The organism is Stenotrophomonas sp. NLF4-10 (genome assembly GCF_022359915.1).
Taxonomy (GTDB): Bacteria; Pseudomonadota; Gammaproteobacteria; order Xanthomonadales; family Xanthomonadaceae; genus Stenotrophomonas; species Stenotrophomonas daejeonensis.
The window spans coordinates 3435999-3459025 of the sequence record NZ_JAKSEE010000003.1; the positions used below are offsets into that span (position 1 = coordinate 3435999).

Here is a 23027-nt window from a genome sequence, read left to right on the forward strand (position 1 = left end):
GTTCCCTGCTGGCCCAGCCGGCCATTGACCTAGAATCCCCGCCCAGCAACGACGCCGGAGAGCCGCGAGCCTCCATGCCGTACGCTCTTGTTCATACCGCCTGACGCCACGATCAATGCCATTCAACTTCCTGCATCGGACGCTTTATCGATTCCTGCGGCGGATATTCCGTGCACTGCCACTCTCCGATGCCCGGCGCGACAGGCTGCGCGGCCAGTTGCTGGGCCGCTACGGCAACCTGGTTCCTGCCCAGGCGCGTGGCCGCCCACCCGAAGGCGGAGATACCCGATCCCATATCTCCCGGCCGATGCGCACGGCTGATGAACCTGCGATAGGCCACGTTCCCTACCGGAAGGCTGCCTTGCCCTCTCCACTGCCGGCCAAACTCGTCGCGTTCCATCTACCGCAATTCCATGTGTTCGCCGAGAACGACGCATGGTGGGGCAAGGGCTTTACCGAATGGCGCAACGTCACCCGCGCCCTGCCCCAGTTCGAAGGCCACGCCCAACCCCGCCTTCCGGCCGATCTCGGCTTCTATGATCTGAGCAATCCGCGGGTGATGCGTGACCAGGCACGCCTGGCAGCCGAGTACGGCATTGGCGCGTTCTGCTTCTACTTCTATTGGTTCAATGGCCGCACCCTGATGGAGGCCCCGCTCCGGCAGTGGCTGATGGATGACGGCATCGAGTTGCAATTCTGCCTGTGCTGGGCCAACGAGAACTGGACCCGGCGTTGGGATGGGCGCGATGGAGACGTGCTGATCGGCCAGCTACACAGCGCCGAAGATGACCTGGCCTTCATCTCCCACATCGCCCCCTACCTGCGCGACCGCCGGGTGCTGAAGGTCGATGACAAGCCGATGCTGCTGGTCTATCGCCCGCATCTCCTGCCCGACCCGCGTGCCACCGCACAGCGCTGGCGCCAGTGGTGCCACGACCATGCCATCGGCGAGATCCACCTGGCCTACGTGCAAGGGTTCGAACGCCCGGACCCGCGCGATATCGGATTCGATGCTGCCGTCGAATTTCCTCCCAACATGAGCAATCCGCGCTGTCTCAACGAGGGGCAATGGCTGCTCAACCCCGACTTCGCCGGCGATGTCCGCGATTGGCGCGAACTGGCCCGAGAATCGGCTTCGCGACCATTGCCGGACTACCCGCTCTACCCCGGCGTGAACCCCGGCTGGGACAATGAGCCACGCCGTCCCGGCAAGGGCCGCGTCTACCTGCATGCCTCGCCACGCGGCTACCGCGACTGGCTGCGCACGACCGTGCACGAGCGGCTGTCCGCTCTCCCCGCCGACCGGCGCCTGGTGTTCATCAACGCCTGGAACGAATGGGCCGAAGGCGCGGTACTGGAGCCGGATGCGCGGCTGGGCCATGCATGGCTTGAAGCCACGCGGCGGGCATTGTCACCGGCACCTCCCGCCCCGGGCCGCCCCTGCGCCATCATCCATGCATGGTATCCGGACGTGTTCGATGAACTGCTGCAAGCATTGTCGGCCAGTCGCCTGGTCTGGCGCATCGTGGTCACCACCTCGTCGGAACGGCAGGCCGATATCGAACGCATCGCGAAGGCACGGGGCATGGAAATCGAGGTACACGCCTTCGCCAACCACGGCCGGGACATCCTGCCATTCCTGCAGGTGGCCGACCGCCTGCTCGAAGAAGGCGAGGATGTGGTGCTCAAGCTGCACACCAAGCAATCCCTCCATCGCCGGGACGGCGAACAATGGCGGAACGAACTGACCGGGCGCCTGCTGGCGCCGGACAGGGCATCGAAGATCATCCAGGCTTTCGGCAGCCAACCCAACCTGGGGCTGGTCGCACCGGAGGGCCACGTCCAACCCCTGCATTTCTACTGGGGAGCCAACGAGCGCAATGTACGCACCCTGCTGAGCCGTTTCGGCATCGCCCAACCCGACGTCGATCGCGACACCTTCATCGCTGGCAGCATGTTCTGGGGCCGCCTGGCTGCCCTGCGTCCCATCTTCGATACCCACCTTCAGCCATCGCTATTCGATACCGAGGCGGGCCAGGTGGATGGCACCCTGGCACATGCGATCGAACGGATATTCTCCCTGGCCGCCCACCATGCAGGTTTCAAGGTGACGACAGCCGCCGAACTGCTTGGCATTCCATTCAACGCACAAGACGCATACGCCTACGCGCAACGCGACTGACACAGGACCGGTGCGCCGCACCGGTCCCTCCTCCTGCATCAGCCGTGCAGGAACGCCACGCCGGTCCGGGCCTTCAGTTCTTCCAGCTCCACGCCTGGCGCGGTTTCCACCAGCTTCAGCCCGGCCTCGGTGACGTCGAACACCGCCAGGTCGGTGATGATGCGATCCACCACGCCCACGCCGGTCAGCGGCAGGGTGCATTCGGGCAGGATCTTGTGCTCGCCGTTCTTGGCGGTGTGCTCCATCAGCACCACCACGCGCTGCACGCCGGCCACCAGGTCCATCGCCCCGCCCATGCCCTTGACCATCTTGCCGGGCACCATCCAGTTGGCCAGGTCGCCCTTGTCGGTGACCTGCATGGCGCCGAGGATGGCCAGGTTGATGTGGCCGCCGCGGATCATCGCGAACGAGTCATGGCTACTGAAGTAGCTGGCGCCGGCACGCGCGGTGACGGTCTGCTTGCCGGCGTTGATCAGGTCGGCGTCGATCTCGGCCTCGGTCGGGAACGGGCCGATGCCGAGCAAGCCGTTTTCCGACTGCAGCCACACGTCCACGCCCTCGGGGATGTGGTTGGCGACCATCGTCGGCAGGCCGATGCCCAGGTTCACGTAGGCGCCGTCGGTCAGTTCGCGCGCGGCACGCTGCGCCATCTCGTCACGGGTCCAGGCCATTTCAGTTCTCCTCCGCGCGCACGGTGCGCTGCTCAATGCGCTTTTCCGGCGTCGCGTTCAACACGATGCGGTCCACGTAGATGCCCGGCAGGTGCACCTTGTCCGGCTCGATCGCGCCAACCGGCACGATCTCCTCCACTTCCACAACGCAGACCTTGCCGGCCATCGCGCAGGCCGGGTTGAAGTTGCGCGCGGTCTTGCGGAACACCAGGTTGCCGGCCGCGTCGGCCTTCCACGCCTTGACCAGCGACACGTCGGCGCGCAGCGCGGTTTCCATCACGTAGTGCTTGCCGTCGAACTCGCGGGTTTCCTTGCCCTCGGCCACCACCGTGCCGTAGCCGGTGGCGGTGAAGAACGCCGGGATGCCCGCGCCGCCGGCGCGCAGGCGCTCGGCCAGGGTACCCTGCGGGTTGAATTCCAGTTCCAGTTCGCCGGCCAGGAACTGCCGCTCGAACTCCTTGTTCTCGCCCACGTACGACGAAATCATCTTCCTGATCTGGCGCGTGGCCAGCAGCTGGCCGAGGCCGAAGCCATCGACGCCGGCATTGTTGGAAATGGCGGTCAGGCCCTTGACCCCGCTGTCGCGCAGGGCGGCGATCAACGCCTCGGGAATGCCGCACAGGCCGAAGCCGCCGACCGCCAGGGTCTGCCCGTCGGCGACGATGCCGTCCAGGGCCTCGGCCGCGCTGGCATACACCTTGCCGCGCCGCCCGCTCGAAGTTGAGGGATCGCTCATTGCACCACGCCCGCAGTCGAAAGATGCCCGCATTCTAGCCGCATCAGGACGGCCGCCCTCTTGGACCTTCGTCCACCCGGCCGACATTCCCTCCACCGCCAAGCGACTAAACTAGAAGTCTTCCCACACGTCGCCAAGGTTGCCCGCATGCCGCTTCCCGCCTTCAAGGCCTACGACATCCGCGGCCGCGTGCCCGGGGAACTCAACGAGGACCTCGCAAGAAAGATCGGCAAGGCGCTGGCGGCGCGGCTGGGCGAAGGCGCGGTGGTGCTGGGCCACGACGTGCGCCTGACCAGTCCCGGCCTGCAGGAAGCGCTGGCTGCCGGGCTGCGCGGCGCGGGCCGAGAGGTGGTCGACATCGGCCTGTGCGGCACCGAGGAAGTCTATTTCCAGACCGACCACCTCGGCGCGGCCGGCGGGGTGATGGTCACCGCCAGCCACAACCCGATGGACTACAACGGCATGAAGCTGGTCAAGGAGCAGGCGCGGCCGATCAGCTCGGATACCGGCCTGTTCGCCATTTCCGATGCGGTGGCCGCCGATGAATCACCAGCCACCGCGCCGCGTGCCGGGCAGGTCGAACGGCACGACAAGAGCGCCTACATCGCGCACCTGCTCTCGTATGTCGATGCCGCCAAACTCAAGCCGCTGAAGCTGGTGGTCAACGCCGGCAACGGCGGCGCCGGTGCGATCATCGACCTGCTCGCGCCGCACCTGCCGTTTGAATTCATCCGCATCTGCCATGAGCCGGACGGCAGCTTCCCCAACGGCATCCCCAACCCGCTGCTGCCGGAGAACCGCGCCGCCACCGCCGAGGCGGTGCGCGCGCACGGCGCCGATTTCGGCATCGCCTGGGACGGCGACTTCGACCGCTGCTTCTTCTTCGACCACAACGGCCGCTTCATCGAGGGCTATTACCTGGTCGGCCTGCTGGCGCAGGCGATCCTGGCGCGCAATCCGGGCGGCAAGGTGGTGCACGACCCGCGGCTGGTGTGGAACACGGTGGAGATGGTCGAGGCGGCCGGCGGCGTGCCGGTGCTGTGCAAGAGCGGGCATGCCTTCATCAAGGAGAAGATGCGCGCCGATAACGCGGTCTACGGCGGCGAAATGAGCGCCCACCATTATTTCCGCGAGTTCGCCTATGCCGATTCGGGGATGATCCCGTGGCTGCTGATCGCCGCGCTGGTCAGCGAATCGGGCCGCTCGCTGGCCGACTGGGTGGAGGACCGCATGGCCGCCTACCCGTGCAGCGGCGAGATCAACTTCAAGGTCGCCGACGCCACCGCCGCCGTCGAACGGGTGATGCGGCACTTCGCCGCGCAATCGCCGGTACTCGACCACACCGACGGCATCAGTGCCGACTTCGGCGACTGGCGCTTCAACCTGCGCAGCTCCAACACCGAGCCGCTGCTGCGGCTGAACGTCGAAGCGCGCGGCGACGCCGCGCTGATGCGCGCGCGCACCGACGAAATCTCCACCCTGCTTTCGGCCTGAGGCCCTGCCATGAACGCCATCACTCCCGTCATCCTGTCCGGTGGCTCCGGCACCCGCCTGTGGCCGCTCTCGCGCGAGGCCTACCCCAAGCAGTTCCTGCCGCTGGCCGGCACGGCGACCATGCTGCAGGCCACCTGGCAGCGCGTGGCCGCCATCGCCGCGCACGGGCCGCTGGTGATCGCCAACGAGGCGCACCGCTTCGTCGCCGCCGAACAGCTGCAACAGGTGGGCGCGCAGCCGCAGGCGATCATCCTCGAGCCGGTCGGCCGCAACACCGCACCGGCCATCGCCGTGGCCGCGCTGGAAGCCACGCGCAATGGCGAAGACCTGTTGCTGCTGGTGCTGCCATCGGACCACGTGATCGCCGACGAGGCCGCCTTCCATGCCGCGGTGCGGCTGGCCGCGGGCGCGGCCGAAGCCGGCAAGCTGGTGACCTTCGGCATCGTGCCGAGCGGCCCGGAAACCGGCTACGGCTACATCAAGGCCGCGCCCGGCGAGGGCGCGCGCGCGGTCGAGCGCTTCGTCGAGAAGCCCGACCTCGCCACCGCCACCGATTACGTCGCCAGCGGCCACTACCTGTGGAACAGCGGCATGTTCCTGCTGCGCGCCTCGCGCTACCTGGACGAACTGGCGCGCTTCAACCCGGCCATGCTCGAGGCCTGCCGCGGCGCCTGGCAGGGTGCACGCCGCGATGCCGACTTCACCCGGCTCGATGCCGCGGCATTCGCCGCGGTGCCGTCCGACTCCATCGACTACGCGGTGATGGAAAAGACCGCCGACGCGGTGGTGGTGGCGCTGGACGCAGGCTGGAACGACGTCGGCTCGTGGACCGCGCTGCGCGATGTTTCCACCCAGGACAGCCACGGCAACGCCCATCGCGGCGACGTCATCGCCATCGACTGCCGCAACACCTACGCCTATGGCGAGAAGCTGGTGGCGCTGATCGGGCTGGACGATGTGGTCGTGGTGCAGACCGACGATGCGGTGCTGGTCGGCAAGGCCGACCGCATGCAGGAGGTCAAGGACGTGGTGGCGCGGCTCAAGGCCGAGGGCCGCAGCGAGGCCAGCTGGCACCGCAAGGTCTACCGCCCGTGGGGCGCCTACGATTCGATCGACAACGGCGCGCGCTTCCAGGTCAAGCGCATCACCGTGAAGCCCGGCGGCACCCTGAGCCTGCAGATGCACCACCACCGCGCCGAGCATTGGGTGGTGGTCAGCGGCACCGCCGAGGTCACCCGCGGTGACGAGGTGCTGCTGCTGGGCGAGAACCAGAGCACCTACATCCCGCTCGGCGTCACCCACCGCCTGCGCAACCCTGGCAAGCTGCCGCTGGAACTGATCGAAGTGCAGTCCGGCAGCTATCTGGGTGAAGACGACATCGTGCGCTTCGAGGACACCTACGGGCGCAGCTGAAACCCCGAACGTCCACGCATGACCCGTAGCCCCCGACGCCTGATGCTTGAATGGGCAAAGCGTCGGGGGCATAGCCCCGACCTACTCTACTCGCAGATGCTGGTTTTCCCGTAGATGCGGGGCTTGCCCCGCATGGGGCATTCTCGAGACAGCTTCATGCGGGGCAAGCCCCGCATCTACGTCGCCCTTTCGATTCAGCGCTGCGCCAACTCGCGCAGCACCTTGCCCACGCCGTCGCGCCAATCCGGCAGTTCGATACCGAAATCGGTTTCCAGCGACGAGGTATCAAGGCACGAATACGCCGGGCGCCGCGCTGGCGTCGGGTACTCCGCCGTGGTGACCGGCGTCACCCGCGGCGCCCGTCCGATCATGCCGGCAGCCAACGCCTGCGCGAAGATTTCTTCGGCAAAACCGTGCCAACTGGTCTGCCCGGCCGCGGTCAGGTGCCAGGTGCCGGACAACCCACCCGGATGCCGCAATGCCCGCGCGGTGGCATCGGCGATCAGCGCCGCCGGCGTCGGCGTGCCGATCTGGTCGGCGACCACCCGCAGCTCGTCACGCTCGCGCCCCACCCGCAGCATCGTGCGCAGGAAGTTGTGGCCATGCGCGGCATACACCCACGCGGTGCGGAAGATCAGGTGGCGGCCGCCGGCCGCGCGCACCGCCTCCTCGCCGTCGCGTTTGCTGCGGCCGTAGACGCCCAGCGGCGCGGTTGCATCATCCGGCAGATAGGGGCGCGTTCCCTGCCCATCGAATACGTAATCGGTCGAGTAATGCACCAGCGGCACGCCCTGCGCCGCACACCAGCGCGCGATCACGCCCGGCGCCTGCGCATTGGCGCGGCATGCCGCTTCCGGCTCCTGCTCGGCGCGATCCACCGCGGTGCAGGCGGCGGCATTGACCACCCGCGCGGGCCGCAGCCGATCCAGCAATGCCGGCAAACTGCCGGGCTGGTCGAAATCGGCCACTTCACAGGCACTGCCATCGGGCAATGCACCGCTACGGGTCGTCGCAATCACCTCGCCCAGCGGCGCCAGCGCGCGCAGCAGTTCCTGCCCGACCTGGCCGTTGCCGCCGAATACCAGCGTGGTCATGGCCGGTAAACCGGCAGGCGGTCTTCCGCGATGTCGCCAAGGAACGGCGCCTTTTCGTCCTTGGCCGAAAGCACCGGCGCGCTGAGCGGCCAGTCCACGGCAATGTCGGCGTCGTTCCAGCGCACGCCGGCATCGGCTTCCTTCACGTACACGTCGGTGCACAGGTAGCTGAACACCGCGCGCTCGGACAGCACCGCAAAGCCGTGGGCGAAACCCTCCGGTATCCAGAACTGGCGACGGTTCTCGGCACTGAGGACCACCGCCTCCCAGCGGCCGAAGGTCGGCGAGCCGCGGCGGATGTCCACCGCCACGTCATACACCTCGCCTTCGAGCACGCTGACCAGCTTGCCCTGCGGCCGTGGCCACTGGTAATGCAGGCCGCGCAGCACGCCCTTGACCGAGGTGGAGACGTTGCTCTGCACGAACTGCGTCGGCAGGCCGTGTTCGGCGAAACGCTCGGCGTTCCAGGTTTCGAAGAACACGCCGCGCTCGTCGCCGAATACCGCCGGCTCGATCACCGCGCAACCCGGCAAAGAGGTTTCGATCACTTTCAAGGCACTACCCCACGTTGCAGCAGTTTGTTCAGATATTGGCCATAGCCGTTTTTCAGCAGCGGCGCGGCCAGCGCTTCCAGTTGCGCGGCGCTGATCCAGCCCTGCCCGTAGGCGATTTCCTCGGGGCAGCACACCTGCAGGCCCTGCCGGGTCTGGATGGTCTCGATGAAGTTGGACGCTTCCAGCAGCGAGGCATGGGTCCCGGTATCCAGCCAGGCGTAGCCGCGGCCAAGCTGCTCCAGGTACAACTCGCCCGCATCCAGGTAGCGCTTGTTCAAATCGGTGATTTCCAGTTCACCGCGCGGCGAGGGCCGCAGTTCGGCGGCATGGTCGCTGGCGTTGCCGTCGTAGAAATACAGGCCGGTCACGGCGTAGTTCGAGCGCGGCCGCGCGGGCTTTTCCTCGATGCCCACGACCTTGCCGGCGGCATCGAACTCGGCCACGCCATAGCGCTCGGGGTCGTTGACCCAATAGCCGAACACGGTGGCGCCCTGCGTGCGCGCATCGGCATTGCGCAACAACTGGCGCAGGCCGTGGCCGTGGAAGATGTTGTCGCCCAGCACCAGGCAGCTGGGCTTGCCGGCGACGAACTCGCGGCCGATCAGGTAGGCCTGGGCCAGGCCATCGGGGCTGGGCTGCACGGCGTAGCGGATGTCCATGCCCCATTGCGAACCATCGCCCAGCAATGCCTGGAACAACGCCTGTTCGTGCGGGGTGTTGATGATCAACACCTCGCGGATGCCGGCCATCATCAGCACGCTCAAGGGGTAGTAGATCATCGGCTTGTCGTACACCGGCAGCAGCTGCTTGCTGACGCCCTTGGTGATCGGGTACAGCCGGGTGCCGGAGCCGCCGGCGAGGATGATGCCCTTGCGTTGCGTCATGTCATCCATCCTCAAGCCGCGGTGCCGATGCGTTGCAGGCGATAGCTGCCATCGAGCACGCCATTCACCCATGCCTGATTGTCCAGGTACCAGTCGACGGTGAAGGCGATGCCCTGCGCGAAGCTGTGCTTCGGCTCCCAGCCCAGTTCGTCCTTCAGCTTGGACGCATCGATGGCGTAGCGGCGGTCATGGCCGGGGCGATCGGCAACATGGGTGATCTGGCTGCTGCGCGGCTGGCCGTCGGCGCGCGGGCGGCGCTGGTCGAGCAGCGCGCAGATCGCCTGCACCACCTCGATGTTCTGCTTCTCCGAATTGCCGCCGACGTTGTAGGTTTCGCCCACCCGGCCCTTGGCCAGCACGGTGCGGATCGCCTCGCAGTGGTCGGCCACGAACAGCCAGTCGCGGACCTGCTTGCCATCGCCGTAGACCGGCAATGGCTCGCCGGCCAATGCCTTGGCGATCACCAGCGGGACCAGCTTCTCGGGGAAATGGTACGGGCCGTAGTTGTTGGAGCAGTTGGTGGTCAGCACCGGCAAGCCGTAGGTGTGGTGGAACGCGCGCACCAGATGGTCCGAGGCCGCCTTGGACGCCGAATACGGCGAGTTCGGCGCATACGGCGTGGTTTCGGTGAACCTGCCGGTTTCGCCCAAGGTGCCATACACCTCGTCGGTGGAAACGTGCAGGAAGCGGAACGCCGCGCCCTTGTCGGCCGGCAGGCCCTTCCAGTGGTCGCGCACAGCCTCCAACAAGCCCAAGGTGCCAACCACGTTGGTCTGGATGAAGGCACCGGGACCATCGATGGAACGGTCCACGTGGCTTTCGGCGGCAAAATTCAGCACCGCGTCGGGCTGATACTCGGCCAGCAAGCGCCCAACCAGCGCACGGTCACCGATGTCGCCGTGGACAAAAACATGGTCCGGGTTGCCTTCCAGCCCAGCCAACGTGCGCAGGTTGCCGGCATAGGTCAGCGCATCGAGGTTGACGACCCTGATGCCACGGGCTACCGCCTCCAGCACGAAATTGCCGCCGATGAAGCCGGCGCCGCCGGTCACTAGCCAAGTTGGCACTGTCTGTTCTCCTGTAGCGTCATGCATGCGGACCGGTGGTCCGCGCCGTTTCCGGGCCGCACAGGATACAGGGCACCCCGGCAACGCAGCGGCGACAGGCCTGAACGGAGACAAACGCTCCCTCCGCCAGCGCAGGCTTCCATACGCGTTCGCATGGAAATCCCCCACCCGCTAGAATCGGGTTTTCATCCGTCCGGCATGGCGCCGGCCCCCAGCAACCGAAGGATCCCGCAGCACATGAAAATCCTCGTCGCGTACAAGCGCGTGGTGGACTACAACGTCCGCATTCAGGTCAAGCCGGATGGTTCCGGCGTGGTCACCGACGGCGTCAAGCTCTCGCCGAATCCGTTCGACGAAATCGCGCTGGAAGAAGCCCTGCGCCTGCGCGACAAGGGCATCGCCACCGAGGTCGTGGTCGCCACCATCGCCCCGGCCGATGCCCAGGCGCACCTGCGCAACGGCCTGGCCATGGGCGCCAACCGCGCCATCCACGTGGTCACCGACCAGGCCATCCAGCCGCTGACCGCCGCGCGCACCCTGCTCAAGCTGGTGGAGAAGGAACAGCCGGACCTGGTGATCCTCGGCAAGCAGGCCATCGACGACGACGCCAACCAGACCGGGCAGATGCTGGCCACGCTGTGGGGCCGCCCGCAGGCCACGTTCGCCTCCAAAGTCGAGATTGCAGATGGCAAGGCCACGGTCACCCGTGAAGTCGACGCCGGCCTGGAAACGCTGGAAGTCGATCTGCCGGCGGTCATCACCACCGACCTGCGCCTGAACGAACCGCGCTTCATCAAGCTGCCGGACATCATGAAGGCCAAGGCCAAGCCACTGGAGACGCTGCAGTTGGCCGACCTGGGCGTCGAGACTGCCGACACGTTCAAGACCACCCACTACGCCGCCCCCGCCAAGCGCAGCAAGGGCGTGATGGTGAAGGACGCCGCCGAACTGGTGGCTGCACTCAAGCAGAAGGGGTTGCTGTAATGGCCAAGATTCTCGTCATCGCCGAACACCTGGACGGCAAGCTCAACAGCGCCGTCGCCAAGACCGTCTCGGCCGCCGCCGCCATCGGTGGCGACATCGACGTGCTGGTGCTGGCCGCCGACCCAACCGCCGTCGCCACCGAAGCCGCGCAGATCGCTGGCGTCGGCAAGGTGCTGACCCTCGCCAACCCGGCCAACGAACACGCCATCGCCCAAGTACTGGCCCCGCAGGTCGCCAAGGCCGCCGCCGGCTACAGCCACGTGTTCGGTCCCTCCACCACCACCGGCAAGGACCTGATGCCGGCCGTGGCCGCGCTGCTGGGCGTCAACCAGGTCTCCGACCTGATGAGCGTGGAAGGCCCGCACGTCTTCAAGCGCCCGATCTACGCCGGCAACGCCATCATCACCGTCGAAGTGCCGGCCGACCAGGTGGTCGTGGCCACCGTGCGCGCCGCCTCGTGGCCGGAAGCGGCCAGGGGCAACAACGCCCCGGTCGAGGCGATCAGCATCGATGCCGCACTGCCTTCGCACACCCGCTTCATCGGTCTGGCCGCCGGCAAGAGCGACCGCCCCGACCTGCAGAGCGCCAAGCGCGTGGTTTCCGGTGGCCGCGGCGTCGGCTCGGAAGAGAACTTCCAGATCATCTACAAGCTGGCCGACAGGCTCGGCGCGGCGGTGGGCGCCTCGCGCGCGGCGGTGGATGCCGGCTACGTCCCCAGCGACATGCAGGTCGGCCAGACCGGCAAGATCATCGCCCCGGAACTGTACGTCGCCGTCGGCATCTCCGGCGCCATCCAGCACCTGACCGGCATCAAGGACGCCGGCACCATCGTCGCCATCAACAAGGACGGCGACGCGCCGATCTTCGAGGTGGCCGACATCGGGCTGGTGGGGGATTTGTTCGCGATCCTGCCGGAGTTGGATGCGGCTCTCTGAGGAGCATGGACATGCGCTACCCGCTCAAGACCATCGCAGCCTTTGCACTCGCTTGTGCACTCGGGGGGTGTGGTCCGGCACCCAGCGACTTGCCTCCCGTCCAGGAGGCGGCATCCGCTCCCGCCGAACCGGAAGTCATCGAGGCGACGACCTCGGACCTGATTTCAAGCACCCCCTCATCACTGCCCAACTGCGACCGGGCCATCACGACCGTCAGCTGGGACGCCCGCGGCAATGACGACGTCACTCAGGTGAACGTGATGGTCCGGAGCCCCGGCAAGATCAAGGAAGTGCTGTTCAGCAAGAGCGGAGCAACCGGCCAGGCCCGGACCGACGAATGGGTCCGCCCCGGCACGATGTTCGTGCTGCGCAATGCGGACGGCAACGTGGATTTGGCATCCATCATCATCGGCGGCCCCCGGTGCGACCCTGACCCCCAATGATCTTGTAATCGGGCCACTTCGGGCCGGGAAGACCCGAAGTGGCTGCACCTCATCTGGCTAACGGCGAGTCCTGCCTACAACCACTCCTTGCCGGGGCATACCGTGGTGGTGAAGGTACGCTTGGCCAGCACCACGCCATTCCGCGCCTTGAGCGTCACCGTGGTGCCGTCACGAACCCAGGCTTCGGTCCGTTTCGCTCCCTTGCTGGCTCCCATGTACCAAAGCCGGGCCGGCCCGCCAAGCGAACCGAACTCCAGATAGGCCTCCTTCAATCCCAGTCGCGAGGCATCCCAGCGGATATCGACCGCGACCGGCACTTCACATGCCCCCGCGCTCGATGGCGTCATGGCCAAGTCGACGTCGTACTGCTGGCCTTGGCATGCTGCCAGCAATCCGACCATTCCCAGCGCAGTCGCCCAGCGGACGCAACACCGTGAAAGACTAACGTGCACCATGTTCCAACCCCCGATCCAGGTGCTGGTTGGCGGCGGCATGCAGGCCATCCAGCAGTTTCCGGGCCACTTGGCGGTCATCCTCTCCGCGATAGAGGCGCATCGCCTCGCGCGACAACCTCAGGTAATCCCCGCCATCCAGTCCCGCCGCATCGAACAGGGCAACCGGCAACTGCCACGATTCGGCCACCCCGGACAATTCGTGCTGCGGCAGCCTGGGATCCCGCGCGATCACCCACGGCACCAGTTGCTGGCCCGCAGACTGGCCGTTGACGAAGCCAGCCTCGTCATAGGCCGCCCCGAGCGCGGGCAGGTGATCTCCGAAGAACAACACCACGTAGGGCCGTGGTTCCTTGCCCAATTCGGATATCAACCGCGCCAACTGGCTGTCCGCATTGCCGAGGTGATAGAGATAGTTGCGCAGCTCAAGCCGCGCACCCTCGGACACCACGCCTTCCGGCAGCGTGATCGAATCCCGGCGACCGGGGTCCCTCACCGCCGACTTGCCCGTGTACGGTCCGTGATTCTCCATGCTGATCGCAAGGACGAACATGGGGGACTTGCTCCCCCGGAGCTCATCCAGGACCAGGTCGGTCATCGATGCGTCCGAATACCAGCGGCCATCCTTGATACCCCGTTTATCGAATGCGGCCTCCGCCTGGAAATCCTGGAAACCCATGCTCCGGAAGATCACGTTGCGGCCCCAGAAAGCCGGAGAGTTGCCATGTATGGCGACACTGCGGTAGCCATCCGCCTCCAGAATGGAGGGCAGCGCCGGAATCCGCTGACGTGCGGCCAGCGTGAAATAAGGGAAATTGATGCCGGGGAACGCCGCCAGCGGCATGCCGGTCAATACCTCGAACTCGGTCTTGACCGTTCCACCGCCATACGTCGGCACCCGCATCAAGCCACCGCTGCCGGCATCCTGCAACCGCCTCACTGTCGGGATTTTCTCCTCCAGCCCGGCCATGCCCTTCATCACCCGCGGATCCATGAACGATTCGCTCAGGACGACCACGATGTTCGGCAGATCATCCCTGCCCGCCGCCGCGGCCTTCCCCATGTCGCCCTGCCAGCCGGTGGCCCGCTTCACGTAATCCAGCGCATCGGAGTCCACCGCCAATGTGAATGCCCGGTCCGCCATCACCTGCTGCATCAGGCTGCTGACCAGGCCACTGCGCAGCAGTGCCATCTTGGCATCCCACGCCACCGGGCGCACATTCTGCTTGCTGTAGATCTTCGACCAGGGCGAGCTCCCCGCATGCAGGTCCAGCAGCAGCCATAGCACCGCCAGACCTACCGCCAAGCGAACCGCCAGCACGGGGCCGACCACGGTTTTGCTGCGTGGGCGTTCGGCCCACCACATCACGCCCAGCAGCAGCACCATCACCGCGAGCATCGCCAGATCCCGTCCCCAGTGGTTGACGTAGGACGAAAACAGCTGCAACGACGAAAGATCGAAGCTGGTCAGGAAGTGCATGTCATGGAAGGCCAGTGGCTCGTGCAAGATAGCCAGCTTGAGCCTGGAAACGACCAGCAGCGCGACATGCAACGCCGTCACCACGGCCGTGGGTACCAATACCCGCCGGGTCAACACCGCCAGCAACAGGATGCAAAGCACTCCCGGCAACCCGTTCATGGCCAACCGCTGCAACGACCAATAAGCCCTCCAGTCGACGCCGAGCAGGTAGCGGTCCACGTACCAGGCCACCGCCGCATAGGCGGCGACCAGCAGCGGCAATGACAGGCACAACCACAACCATCGCCACCACCCGCTGCCTGCCGCAACAGGGCCTTCTTGGAATGGCCACCATCGTGGCCGCACTGCAACCTGCATCCATCCGCCTCGGGTCGTTACCGCTTGCCATTCTGACATAGCACGACCGCCCATCCTCCAATGGCCGCCCGTGGTGACCAGGACAAGCAAACAACTGCATCCTTCGGAAAATCGCCACGCACCTGTCCAACCATCGCTCACCGTCCACCGTGCACGCCTGCGCAGCCAAACGTGCGAGCATCGCCGGCGTGGTCATACATCGACGGTGACATCGCGCAATAATGCTGCCCTTGACCGTCCGCCCGGTGACCGACCGGGTGCCGGCCTTGAAGGAAACCGGCACTCCGGGCACCGACAGAAGCCAACACGAAATGAAAACACTGGTAACCGGAGGAGCCGGCTTCATCGGCTCCCACACTTGCATCGAGTTGATCGCACGAGGCCATGAGGTCGTCGTACTCGACAACCTTGCCAACAGCAGCGCCGAGACCATCGACCGCATTCGCATGGTCAGCGGCATCGCCCCCCTGTTCCTTCGGGGCGACGTGCGCGACGCCAGCGCCCTTACCCGCATCCTCCGCGAACATGCCATCGAAGCAGTCATCCATTTCGCCGCATTGAAGTCGGTCGGGGAATCCTGGCAGCGGCCCCTCGACTACTTCGAGAACAACGTGTCGGGCACGATCGCCCTGCTGCAGGCGATGGAAGCGACAGGCGTCCGGCATTTCGTGTTCAGTTCTTCGGCGACCATCTACGGAGAACCGGAGCAATGCCCGATCCCGGAAACGGCCCCGCTCCGCACCACCAACCCCTACGGCCGCACGAAACTCGTCTGCGAGCAGATCATTGCGGACCTCGTTGCCTCGGGCCGGGGCCCACACGCCGCGACACTCCGTTATTTCAACCCGGTCGGCGCACACCCATCGGGGCTGCTCGGCGAATCCCCCAGAGGCACGCCGAACAACCTCATGCCCTATGTGTCCCAGGTTGCGAGCGGGCAGCGCGAATACCTCCAGGTGTTCGGCAACGATTACCCCACCCCCGATGGCACCGGCATACGCGACTACATCCATGTGGTGGACCTGGCCAGCGCACACGTGAAGGCACTGGATCACCTTGCTGCCGGCAACCGCAGCCTTACCGTCAACCTCGGTACGGGCAAGGGCTACAGCGTTCTCGAAGTGGTTGACGCCTTCGAGCGGGCCAGCGGGCGCACGGTCCCCGTGCGCATCGCCGGGCGCCGCACCGGCGACGTGGCCAGTTGCTTTGCCGATCCTTCCCTGGCCCACCAGTTGCTCGGCTGGCATGCCACCCGCGACCTCGATGAGATGTGCCGGGATGCCTGGCGCTGGCAACGCTGCGCTGCCAGCGTGGCATAAGGGCGAGAACACGCGGGCCCAAGCAGTGTCGGCCACTGGCCGGCAATTGTGGGCGCCAAGTCTTGCCAGGTTACCGGCCGGCGACCGGCACTACTACCTGGAAGGCTTGCCGGAAAGATAGGCGGCGACCTTTTCTCTCAGTACCTTCTGGCTGGCCTCGATCAAGTCGTTGTACTGGGTGTTCTGGAATCCCCAGATGGTCGAGGCCTGCTCCTCCTTGTGCCCGACGAGGAAGGGATCGGTCGTTACCACCTTCACATCGGATTGGCTCTCGATGTAGCGATCAATGGTATTCGTGGTGACATCATGATTGCGCTCGTCCCAATCCTTGACCAGGTCGAATATCCTGCTCGAATAAACATTGAAGACCGTGCTGATCAGCTTGTCGGTATGCACATAGCGCACCCCGTCACGGTCGACGACCGCATCGATCCGGGCATCCTTGCTGAAATCAGCCATCAACCCGGAAAAGATGTCCCACTGCCCGTCGATTTCATCGAGATAGCCCGTGATCGTGGCCATGCGCCGCTCGAAATCCTCCGGGAACTGTACGTCATCCTCACACACGCTGATTCGTGCCATGCCCTGCTGCTGCGCCAGCAGCATGATGAGCTTGTAGCTCATCGCGCAACCGATCCAACCTTGCACGTGGCGCAGGCCGGGGATACACCAGTATCCATATGCATTGTCTTTCTTGAAGTCGTCGCCGCGGTCGGCATACTCGGGCAGATTCAGGCAGATCCGATCCACGGGCAGGCGCAGCTTGCGCCCCGCCAACTGCCAGAACTCGTCAAACGACAGGTTGTCCGTGGCCAGCAGGAAGCGATGGAAGAAATAATCGAACTCGCGAAACCCCGACGCAAGGCGGCAGGTATTTCCGGCAACTCGTTCGCGGCGTTCCGGTTCGTGCTCGAGCCAGTAAGCGATTCGCTCGACCATCCCCGCGACGTCACCGACTTCCACGAAATCCACCATGCCGTCAAGGCTGGCGTGCCGCTCCATGTCCACGGCAGCTTCGGAAACCACCAGTCGGCCCAATGACAAACACTCCCAGATTCGCGTGGTTTCCAGCAGCGCACCTTCATAATAATGGATATTCACCACCACTCTGGCGCGCGAAAGCTGATGCCGCAGCTCATCGCCGAATACCTCGGAGAGTACCTTGACCTTGAATCTCGCACGCAGGGCATCAAGGAAATTGCGCCGACGCTCGCAGTTCGCATCACCATAGAAGACCACGTCGCAGTCTTCTTCCGGAGCGGGATCTACGGCATGGCCATCCAGATAACCAACCGGCAGATAATGGACCTGCTTGGTGTTGACGCCATTTTTGGCGAGGTAACGGATATTTTCGATCGAGTAGTCGAAGGTAGCAAACGAATTGCGCAGCATCTCGAAATAGCTGTCGTTGAACCAGCGCGAACTCACCGACTGTTCCATCTGAAACGCCACATACATGTCGGGCAGCCGCTCGAACATTTGCGGGCAAATCACGAAATGCGGAAGTGGCTCGTAACCGCCACCGGGTTCGGACTGGATGATCTTCGTCGCGATCCCCGCATCTGCCAATGCATGCCGCATCAGTTTGGCAATGTACAGGCAATGAGGTGTGGTCAGGACCACCGCACCCGACTCGCGCAGTAACAGGCGCGGCGCGGCCGGCGCCTCCTCCGGCGGGCGTGGCCCACCCCGCCTTGCAAAGCCAATCGCTCGCCCAAGGGTACTAACCAGCCCCTCTTCCCGCGCACGCTGCCATACGCCCCGCAAGTCACCGGGATTCGCAACAATGAAGCGCAGTGCCTTGAACCCGTTGCCCAGCAGGCGATAGACACGGCGCACGAGCGTCGTCGTTCCGCGCAACGGCGCCGTCACCCGCCATGAACGGCTTTCGCGCATCCGTTGCAATTCCGTTGCCAGCGCAGCCACGTGCTCCTGCTGCGTGGTCAAATGCTCGCGCTCAGCCAATACCGCCGTATTGGATTCGACCAGTTGCCTTTCCACATCGGCCAATGCCGTTTCCAGCCCTCCAATCCGGTCCTGGCGCGCACCCAACTCGGCATCCATCAAGCCGATCCGCTCCTTTGCCTCGTCCAACCAGCGATCCAGATCCTCGATCCGCTTGCCCTGCTCGACCAAACGCTTGCCTGTCGCTTCCAGCGTCTCCACCAAATCCAGTTTCTCGCTGATCGCCGTGATCAACTGCGCATGTGCATCGCGCGACGAACGGGTATCGGCCTCCAACGCCTGGTACTTGCGGTACACCAGCTCGACGACCGGATCATAGACTTGCGCAAAAGCCTCGAAACGCTCGGCCAGGGCAGCAAACTCGTCCCAATTGCCCTCGGCAGCCGCCAGCGCATGCCGGTAGAGCTGCAAACACATCGCCGGCACCTGGCCATCGGCCACGTCCGCCGCTTCATTGATGCTGACCCTGTCACGGGAAATGACTCCATCCAGGTCTTTACCCGCCTCCTCCTCTGCAATCGGCCACTGCACGTCGAATGCCTCGCCAATCCGTCGAGTCATGGCACGCCAATCACCGGTGATCTGCCGGTGGTCCACCACCAACCGCGGCACTTGGCGGCTGGCGGCTTCGGCTTCCAGCAGGTGGCGCGCCCACAGCAGCAGACCATGAGCCACCGGCAAGCCATCACGGCGCAGCAGCGACAGCGCAACCTCGAACGGGTGGCGCACCGCAATCACTACCTTGGGTGCAAAGCCGAGGTCCGCCACCGTTTCCAGCCACAGCGGCGCCAGCCGGCACATGCGCGGTTCCTTGATCGTCCACAACGGTGTCTTCCCGAAATCCTCGTTGACCAGGATCCGTATCCGGTTGCGAGCATCGGTTGCATCCGCCGTCTCCAGCCAGCCCGGCGGCATCGCGCGCAAATCGTCCCAACTGCGCCCGAACACCGCAAGCAAGCGGTCATCGATGTCGATGGCAACCGTGCTTTCCCAATGTCCGGAGGGGTTGCTCAGGTTCGCCCCCAGCAATTGCCGGGACAGCGCACAGCCACGCGCATGCAACGCCTTGGCCAGCATTGAGGTCGCGCTGCGATGCATGCCCAACACCACAATGGCGGTGCCGCGGCTTTCATCCGATCCATCTGCTTTCATCAATCGTTCCATTCTTTACATTCCAATCATGTCGACGCCACCGCGCCAACCCGCAACCACACGATCGGGCAACCCTGAGTCCGCCGCTTGCATGTCGTCGCCAATGGAGCCTGCATCCCCGGCAGGAGAACGCTGAAAAGCGTGCACGCAGGGCGCATGCACCTTGCAATAGGCGGAGAAAAAGCAATGCGAGCGATATTCCAGTCCCATCACCGCCTCGGGCAGGCGCCAGGCTGCAGGATGAGGATCGCCAAGCTTGCATCATGCACAGCGTGAACTTGCTGCATTAAGCCTCTTTTCACGGCGTGTGCATGTCGCAGCCAACTCCTGCCATGCATGGCCAGCCCGGCTTTCCAACTGGCCGGCCACATGCCCAGCATTGTCATCGGTGCCTCGGGAGGGGCAGTTCCCGTGTTATTCATGCCCCCTACCCGACCTGCAACGCCTGACTGACCTCCGGAACCACGTGGAAGTCAACGAAGCCGGTGATGATTCGTCCCGAATCCGGTGGTATACGGAAAACAAATACATCAACAAGCCGGTCAAGGAATGATTCCTCCTCGCCGATCCTGCCAGTAACCCCGGCATTCATGAAGTAGGTTCCCGGTGCCAGCATTGCACGGAATCTGAAGCGGACATGGAGCCGTTCCGAAGCCTCGACCACCGCTATCGGATCCTGCACCGGAGAGGACACCGCCCCACCCAGCTCAACACCAGCCACGGTCTTGATCAGCATACCGAAGCGCACACCCGTCGCCACCCGGTCAAATACGGCCGTGTAGGCATATATGTACTCCTCGCCATGGCTGAGCACGTTCACCCTGCGTCCGCCCAGGGTCTGGATGTGCGGATCCTCGATATGCGCCCCGTGGGACTCATAACGCAGGACACTTCGTGAAACCAACCCAGGATCAAAATGGGCGGCCTCATCCTCGTGCCGGTCATCAATACGTGGCTTTTCGAGGGCGGCCGGCGGCAATGCACTCTCGTCCTCGCCAGTACCGTTCATCCTGGCGAGGCAGGCAGCACGCAATTGCATCGCGGCTTCCGCCGATGCGTACAGCATCTTCTGATAAAGCGCCACCACGTCTTTGGGCTTGCCGCAGGCCAACAAGTCGCCGTGATCCAACAGGATTGCGTGGTTGCACAGTTCCAGCACAGTCCCGGCCGAATGCGAGACAAAGACGATGGTTGCCCCTTGGTCACGCAATCGCTCGATCCGTGCAAAGCACTTGCGCTGGAAAGCCTCATCCCCGACAGACAATGCCTCGTCAACAATCAGGATGTCGGGCTCTACATGAATTGCGACCGCGAAGGCCAAACGGATGAACATGCCGCTGGAATAGCTTTTGACCGGTTGCTCGATGAATTCACCGATATCGGCAAATGCCGCGATTTCATCGAAACGGGCATGCACCTCTTCACGAGACAGCCCGAGCAGCGTCCCGTTCATGTAGACATTCTCGCGCCCAGTGAACTCCATATTGAAGCCCGCACCAAGTTCGAGCAGTGCGGCGATGCGCCCCCGGGTAACGACTGTTCCGGTACTGGCAGCCAGCGTGCCACAGATGATTTGCAGCAATGTCGATTTTCCGGAACCATTACGCCCGACAATACCGACCGTTTCACCACGGTGAACCTGGAACGAAATCCCGTTCAATGCCCTGAATTCACGAAACCACCGCTTCTTGCGTGATTTCGGCGACAGCATCTGCAACAGGCGGTGATGAGGCTTTTCATAGACGGGGAATACCTTGCCCACGTCCATCACGTCTATGGACACATCACAGGACATCCGCAAACCCCCGGCGCGTGGCACGGAACATGCCGTAGCCCACGTAGAGAACCAACATCGCCAGCAACGAATATATCGCCAGCCCTTGCCAATCCGGGAGCCGCTCCCAGATTATTACGTTTCGGGCCTGGTCAATGATGAAACTCAACGGATTGATCTGGTATATCCAGCGCATCTTCTCCGGAATCACCGATATGGGAACGATCGCCGTGGACGTGAAAAGCAGTGCAGCAGACAAGACGCCGATGATCTGGTTGATATCCCGGAAGTACACGCCAAGTGCGGCCAGCCCCCAGCCCAATCCCAACGCCAGCAGCACCAGAGGCAATACCACCAGCGGAAACAATGCAAGCGTCCAGCCAATGCCTTGTCCGACCAGGAGCGCCAACACCGCATAGGCAATCAGGTTCATGAAGAGATGGAACAACGCCGACAGCACCATCGGCCACGGCAGCACTTCCAGTGGAAACACCACCTTCTTGACGTAGCTTGGGTTGCCGGAAACCAGCCGCGGCGCCTGGGTCAGGCATTCGGACAGGAATGCATGAAGAATCAGCCCGATGAAGAGAATCAGGGTGAAGTTGCCCTGCTTGCCGCCAACGGTCGGCCAACGACTGCCAAGGATTCCGCCAAAGGCCAACGAATAGACTGCCAGCATCAGGAAGGGAGCGATAAGCGCCCACAACAATCCGAAATTGGCCCCACGATAGCGGCCCAGTATCTCGCGCTTGGTCAGCTCGCGGACTAGCGACCCATGCTCAACGGCCACACGAAATGGCCCACCCATGATCGACACCACTACTTGCTCCAAAGGTCCAGTATCCGGACTATCAACGACCTGCCGCCATGTCCAGTGCATTTGCCAGATCGAGTTGCAGGTCGCCGACATCCTCCACCCCCACACTCAAACGCACCAATGCATCGCTGATGCCGAGCTGCTCGCGACGGGCAATGGGGATCGAGGCATGAGTCATCACCGCCGGATGGTTGACCAGGCTCTCCACGCCACCCAGCGATTCGGCCAGGGTGAACAGTTCGGTCTGCTCGCAGAAGCGCTTGGCGGCATCGAAGCCGCCTTTGAGCACGATGGACACGATGCCGCCGTAGCCGGCCATCTGCCGGCTCGCCAGTTCATGCTGCGGATGCGAGGACAGGCCGGGGTAGATCACCCTCTCGATGGCCGGGTGGGTTTCCAGCCATTGCGCCAATGCCAGTGCATTGGCGCAGTGCGCCTTCATCCGCAACGGCAGCGTCTTCAGCCCGCGCAGGGCGAGGAAGCTGTCGAACGGGCCCTGCACGCCGCCTACCGAGTTCTGCAGGAAGGCCATCTGTTCGGCCAATTCGGCGTTGTCGCCGACCACTACCATGCCACCGACCATGTCCGAATGGCCGTTGAGGTACTTGGTGGCCGAGTGCACGACGATGTCCGCACCCAGTTGCAATGGCCGTTGCAGCATCGGCGAAGCAAAGGTGTTGTCGACCACCACGATCACGCCATGACGCTTGGCGACCGAGGCGACCGCGGCGATATCCACGATCTTCAGCATCGGATTGGTGGGGGTTTCGATCCACACCAACTTCGTCGCCGGGGTGATCGCGGCCTCGAACGCAGCCAGGTCGGTCAGGTCGACGAAGCTGAAATCCAGCCCGGCGCTGCGGCGGCGCACGCGCTCGAACAGGCGGAAGCTGCCGCCGTAGATGTCGTCCATCGCCACCACATGGCTGCCGGCATCGAGCAGTTCAATCACGGTCGAGCTGGCGGCCATGCCCGAGGCGAAGGCGAAGCCGCGACTACCCCCTTCCAGCGCCGCCACGCAGCGTTCATAGGCAAAGCGGGTGGGGTTATGGGTGCGCGAATACTCGAAACCCTGATGCACGCCAGGGCTGGACTGGACATAGGTCGAGGTCGCGTAGATCGGCGGCATCACTGCGCCAGTGCTCGGATCGGGCGACTGGCCGCCGTGGATGGCCAGCGTTGCAATACGGTAAGCCATGAGCGCCATTCCGTTCATTTACGAAGCCCGCAATGATACCTGAGCCGTTCTTGCCG

General features: G+C 64.4%; 19 protein-coding genes. 7 read left to right on the top strand and 12 right to left on the bottom strand.

The window, feature by feature from the left end; all coding sequences use genetic code 11:
• Positions 1-115 precede the first annotated feature (115 nt).
• A complete protein-coding gene (locus MIC98_RS16300; protein ID WP_239737877.1) occupies positions 116-2182 on the top strand; it encodes a glycoside hydrolase family 99-like domain-containing protein in 2067 nt (688 codons plus the stop codon).
• 38 nt (positions 2183-2220) lie between these two features.
• Here the strand turns inward: MIC98_RS16300 and MIC98_RS16305 are convergent, their stop codons facing one another.
• Positions 2221-2853, bottom strand: a complete 633-nt coding sequence (locus tag MIC98_RS16305) for a CoA transferase subunit B (protein ID WP_239737878.1) — start codon at positions 2851-2853, stop codon at positions 2221-2223.
• Position 2854: 1 nt separating this feature from the next.
• Positions 2855-3589 (bottom strand): CoA transferase subunit A, encoded by a 735-nt coding sequence (locus tag MIC98_RS16310; protein WP_239737879.1) that lies wholly within the window; start codon positions 3587-3589, stop codon positions 2855-2857.
• Positions 3590-3736: 147 nt separating this feature from the next.
• Between MIC98_RS16310 and MIC98_RS16315 the strand changes: the two genes are divergently transcribed.
• Together MIC98_RS16315 and MIC98_RS16320 are read left to right on the top strand one after the other, a co-directional pair.
• Positions 3737-5083, top strand: a complete 1347-nt coding sequence (locus MIC98_RS16315; RefSeq protein WP_239737880.1) for a phosphomannomutase — start codon at positions 3737-3739, stop codon at positions 5081-5083.
• Between the two features lie 9 nt (positions 5084-5092).
• Positions 5093-6496 carry a mannose-1-phosphate guanylyltransferase/mannose-6-phosphate isomerase gene (locus MIC98_RS16320; RefSeq protein WP_239737881.1) on the top strand — a complete coding sequence of 468 codons (1404 nt, stop codon included), beginning with the start codon at positions 5093-5095 and terminating at the stop codon, positions 6494-6496.
• Between the two features lie 194 nt (positions 6497-6690).
• Here the strand turns inward: MIC98_RS16320 and rfbD are convergent, their stop codons facing one another.
• Genes rfbD through rfbB form a run of 4 tightly spaced genes read right to left on the bottom strand, consistent with a single transcriptional unit; the run spans position 6691 to position 10095 of the window.
• The gene (rfbD, locus tag MIC98_RS16325) at positions 6691-7590 is read right to left on the bottom strand and encodes a dTDP-4-dehydrorhamnose reductase (protein ID WP_239737882.1); all 900 of its coding nucleotides are present in this window, start codon (positions 7588-7590) and stop codon (positions 6691-6693) included.
• Positions 7587-8144, bottom strand: coding sequence for a dTDP-4-dehydrorhamnose 3,5-epimerase (gene rfbC, locus MIC98_RS16330; protein WP_239737883.1), 558 nt, complete (start codon positions 8142-8144; stop codon positions 7587-7589). Before rfbC ends, rfbD begins: the two co-directional genes overlap by 4 nt.
• Positions 8141-9028, bottom strand: a complete 888-nt coding sequence (rfbA, locus tag MIC98_RS16335; RefSeq protein ID WP_239737884.1) for a glucose-1-phosphate thymidylyltransferase RfbA — start codon at positions 9026-9028, stop codon at positions 8141-8143. Before rfbA ends, rfbC begins: the two co-directional genes overlap by 4 nt.
• 11 nt (positions 9029-9039) lie before the next feature.
• Complete coding sequence (gene rfbB, locus MIC98_RS16340) at positions 9040-10095, bottom strand: dTDP-glucose 4,6-dehydratase (protein ID WP_239737885.1); 1056 nt, start codon at positions 10093-10095, stop codon at positions 9040-9042.
• A 237-nt stretch (positions 10096-10332) separates the two neighbouring features.
• On the opposite strand from rfbB, the gene MIC98_RS16345 reads away from it, so the two are divergent.
• Genes MIC98_RS16345 through MIC98_RS16355 form a run of 3 tightly spaced genes read left to right on the top strand, consistent with a single transcriptional unit; the run spans position 10333 to position 12457 of the window.
• On the top strand, positions 10333-11079 hold the full coding sequence (locus MIC98_RS16345) for an electron transfer flavoprotein subunit beta/FixA family protein (RefSeq protein ID WP_239737886.1): 747 nt from the start codon (positions 10333-10335) through the stop codon (positions 11077-11079).
• Positions 11079-12014, top strand: coding sequence for an electron transfer flavoprotein subunit alpha/FixB family protein (locus tag MIC98_RS16350; RefSeq protein ID WP_239737887.1), 936 nt, complete (start codon positions 11079-11081; stop codon positions 12012-12014). The genes MIC98_RS16345 and MIC98_RS16350 overlap by 1 nt, the downstream gene beginning before the upstream one ends.
• 11 nt (positions 12015-12025) lie before the next feature.
• Positions 12026-12457 carry a hypothetical protein gene (locus MIC98_RS16355; protein ID WP_239737888.1) on the top strand — a complete coding sequence of 144 codons (432 nt, stop codon included), beginning with the start codon at positions 12026-12028 and terminating at the stop codon, positions 12455-12457.
• A gap of 74 nt (positions 12458-12531) precedes the next feature.
• Here MIC98_RS16355 and MIC98_RS16360 read toward each other — a convergent pair whose 3' ends face one another.
• Together MIC98_RS16360 and MIC98_RS16365 are read right to left on the bottom strand one after the other, a co-directional pair.
• Positions 12532-12858 (bottom strand): hypothetical protein, encoded by a 327-nt coding sequence (locus MIC98_RS16360; protein WP_239737889.1) that lies wholly within the window; start codon positions 12856-12858, stop codon positions 12532-12534.
• A 40-nt stretch (positions 12859-12898) separates the two neighbouring features.
• Complete coding sequence (locus MIC98_RS16365; RefSeq protein ID WP_239737890.1) at positions 12899-14650, bottom strand: LTA synthase family protein; 1752 nt, start codon at positions 14648-14650, stop codon at positions 12899-12901.
• A gap of 407 nt (positions 14651-15057) precedes the next feature.
• Here MIC98_RS16365 and galE point away from each other — a divergent pair, with 407 nt between their 5' ends.
• Positions 15058-16065 carry a UDP-glucose 4-epimerase GalE gene (galE, locus tag MIC98_RS16370; RefSeq protein ID WP_239738218.1) on the top strand — a complete coding sequence of 336 codons (1008 nt, stop codon included), beginning with the start codon at positions 15058-15060 and terminating at the stop codon, positions 16063-16065.
• Positions 16066-16158: 93 nt separating this feature from the next.
• Here galE and MIC98_RS16375 read toward each other — a convergent pair whose 3' ends face one another.
• From MIC98_RS16375 to MIC98_RS16390, 4 genes are all read right to left on the bottom strand, one after another.
• Positions 16159-19194, bottom strand: coding sequence for a hypothetical protein (locus MIC98_RS16375; protein WP_239737891.1), 3036 nt, complete (start codon positions 19192-19194; stop codon positions 16159-16161).
• 415 nt (positions 19195-19609) lie between these two features.
• A complete protein-coding gene (locus MIC98_RS16380) occupies positions 19610-20950 on the bottom strand; it encodes an ABC transporter ATP-binding protein (protein ID WP_239738220.1) in 1341 nt (446 codons plus the stop codon).
• Between the two features lie 16 nt (positions 20951-20966).
• On the bottom strand, positions 20967-21764 hold the full coding sequence (locus MIC98_RS16385; protein ID WP_239738222.1) for an ABC transporter permease: 798 nt from the start codon (positions 21762-21764) through the stop codon (positions 20967-20969).
• A gap of 43 nt (positions 21765-21807) precedes the next feature.
• Positions 21808-22971 carry a cystathionine gamma-synthase gene (locus tag MIC98_RS16390; protein ID WP_239737892.1) on the bottom strand — a complete coding sequence of 388 codons (1164 nt, stop codon included), beginning with the start codon at positions 22969-22971 and terminating at the stop codon, positions 21808-21810.
• Positions 22972-23027 lie beyond the last annotated feature (56 nt).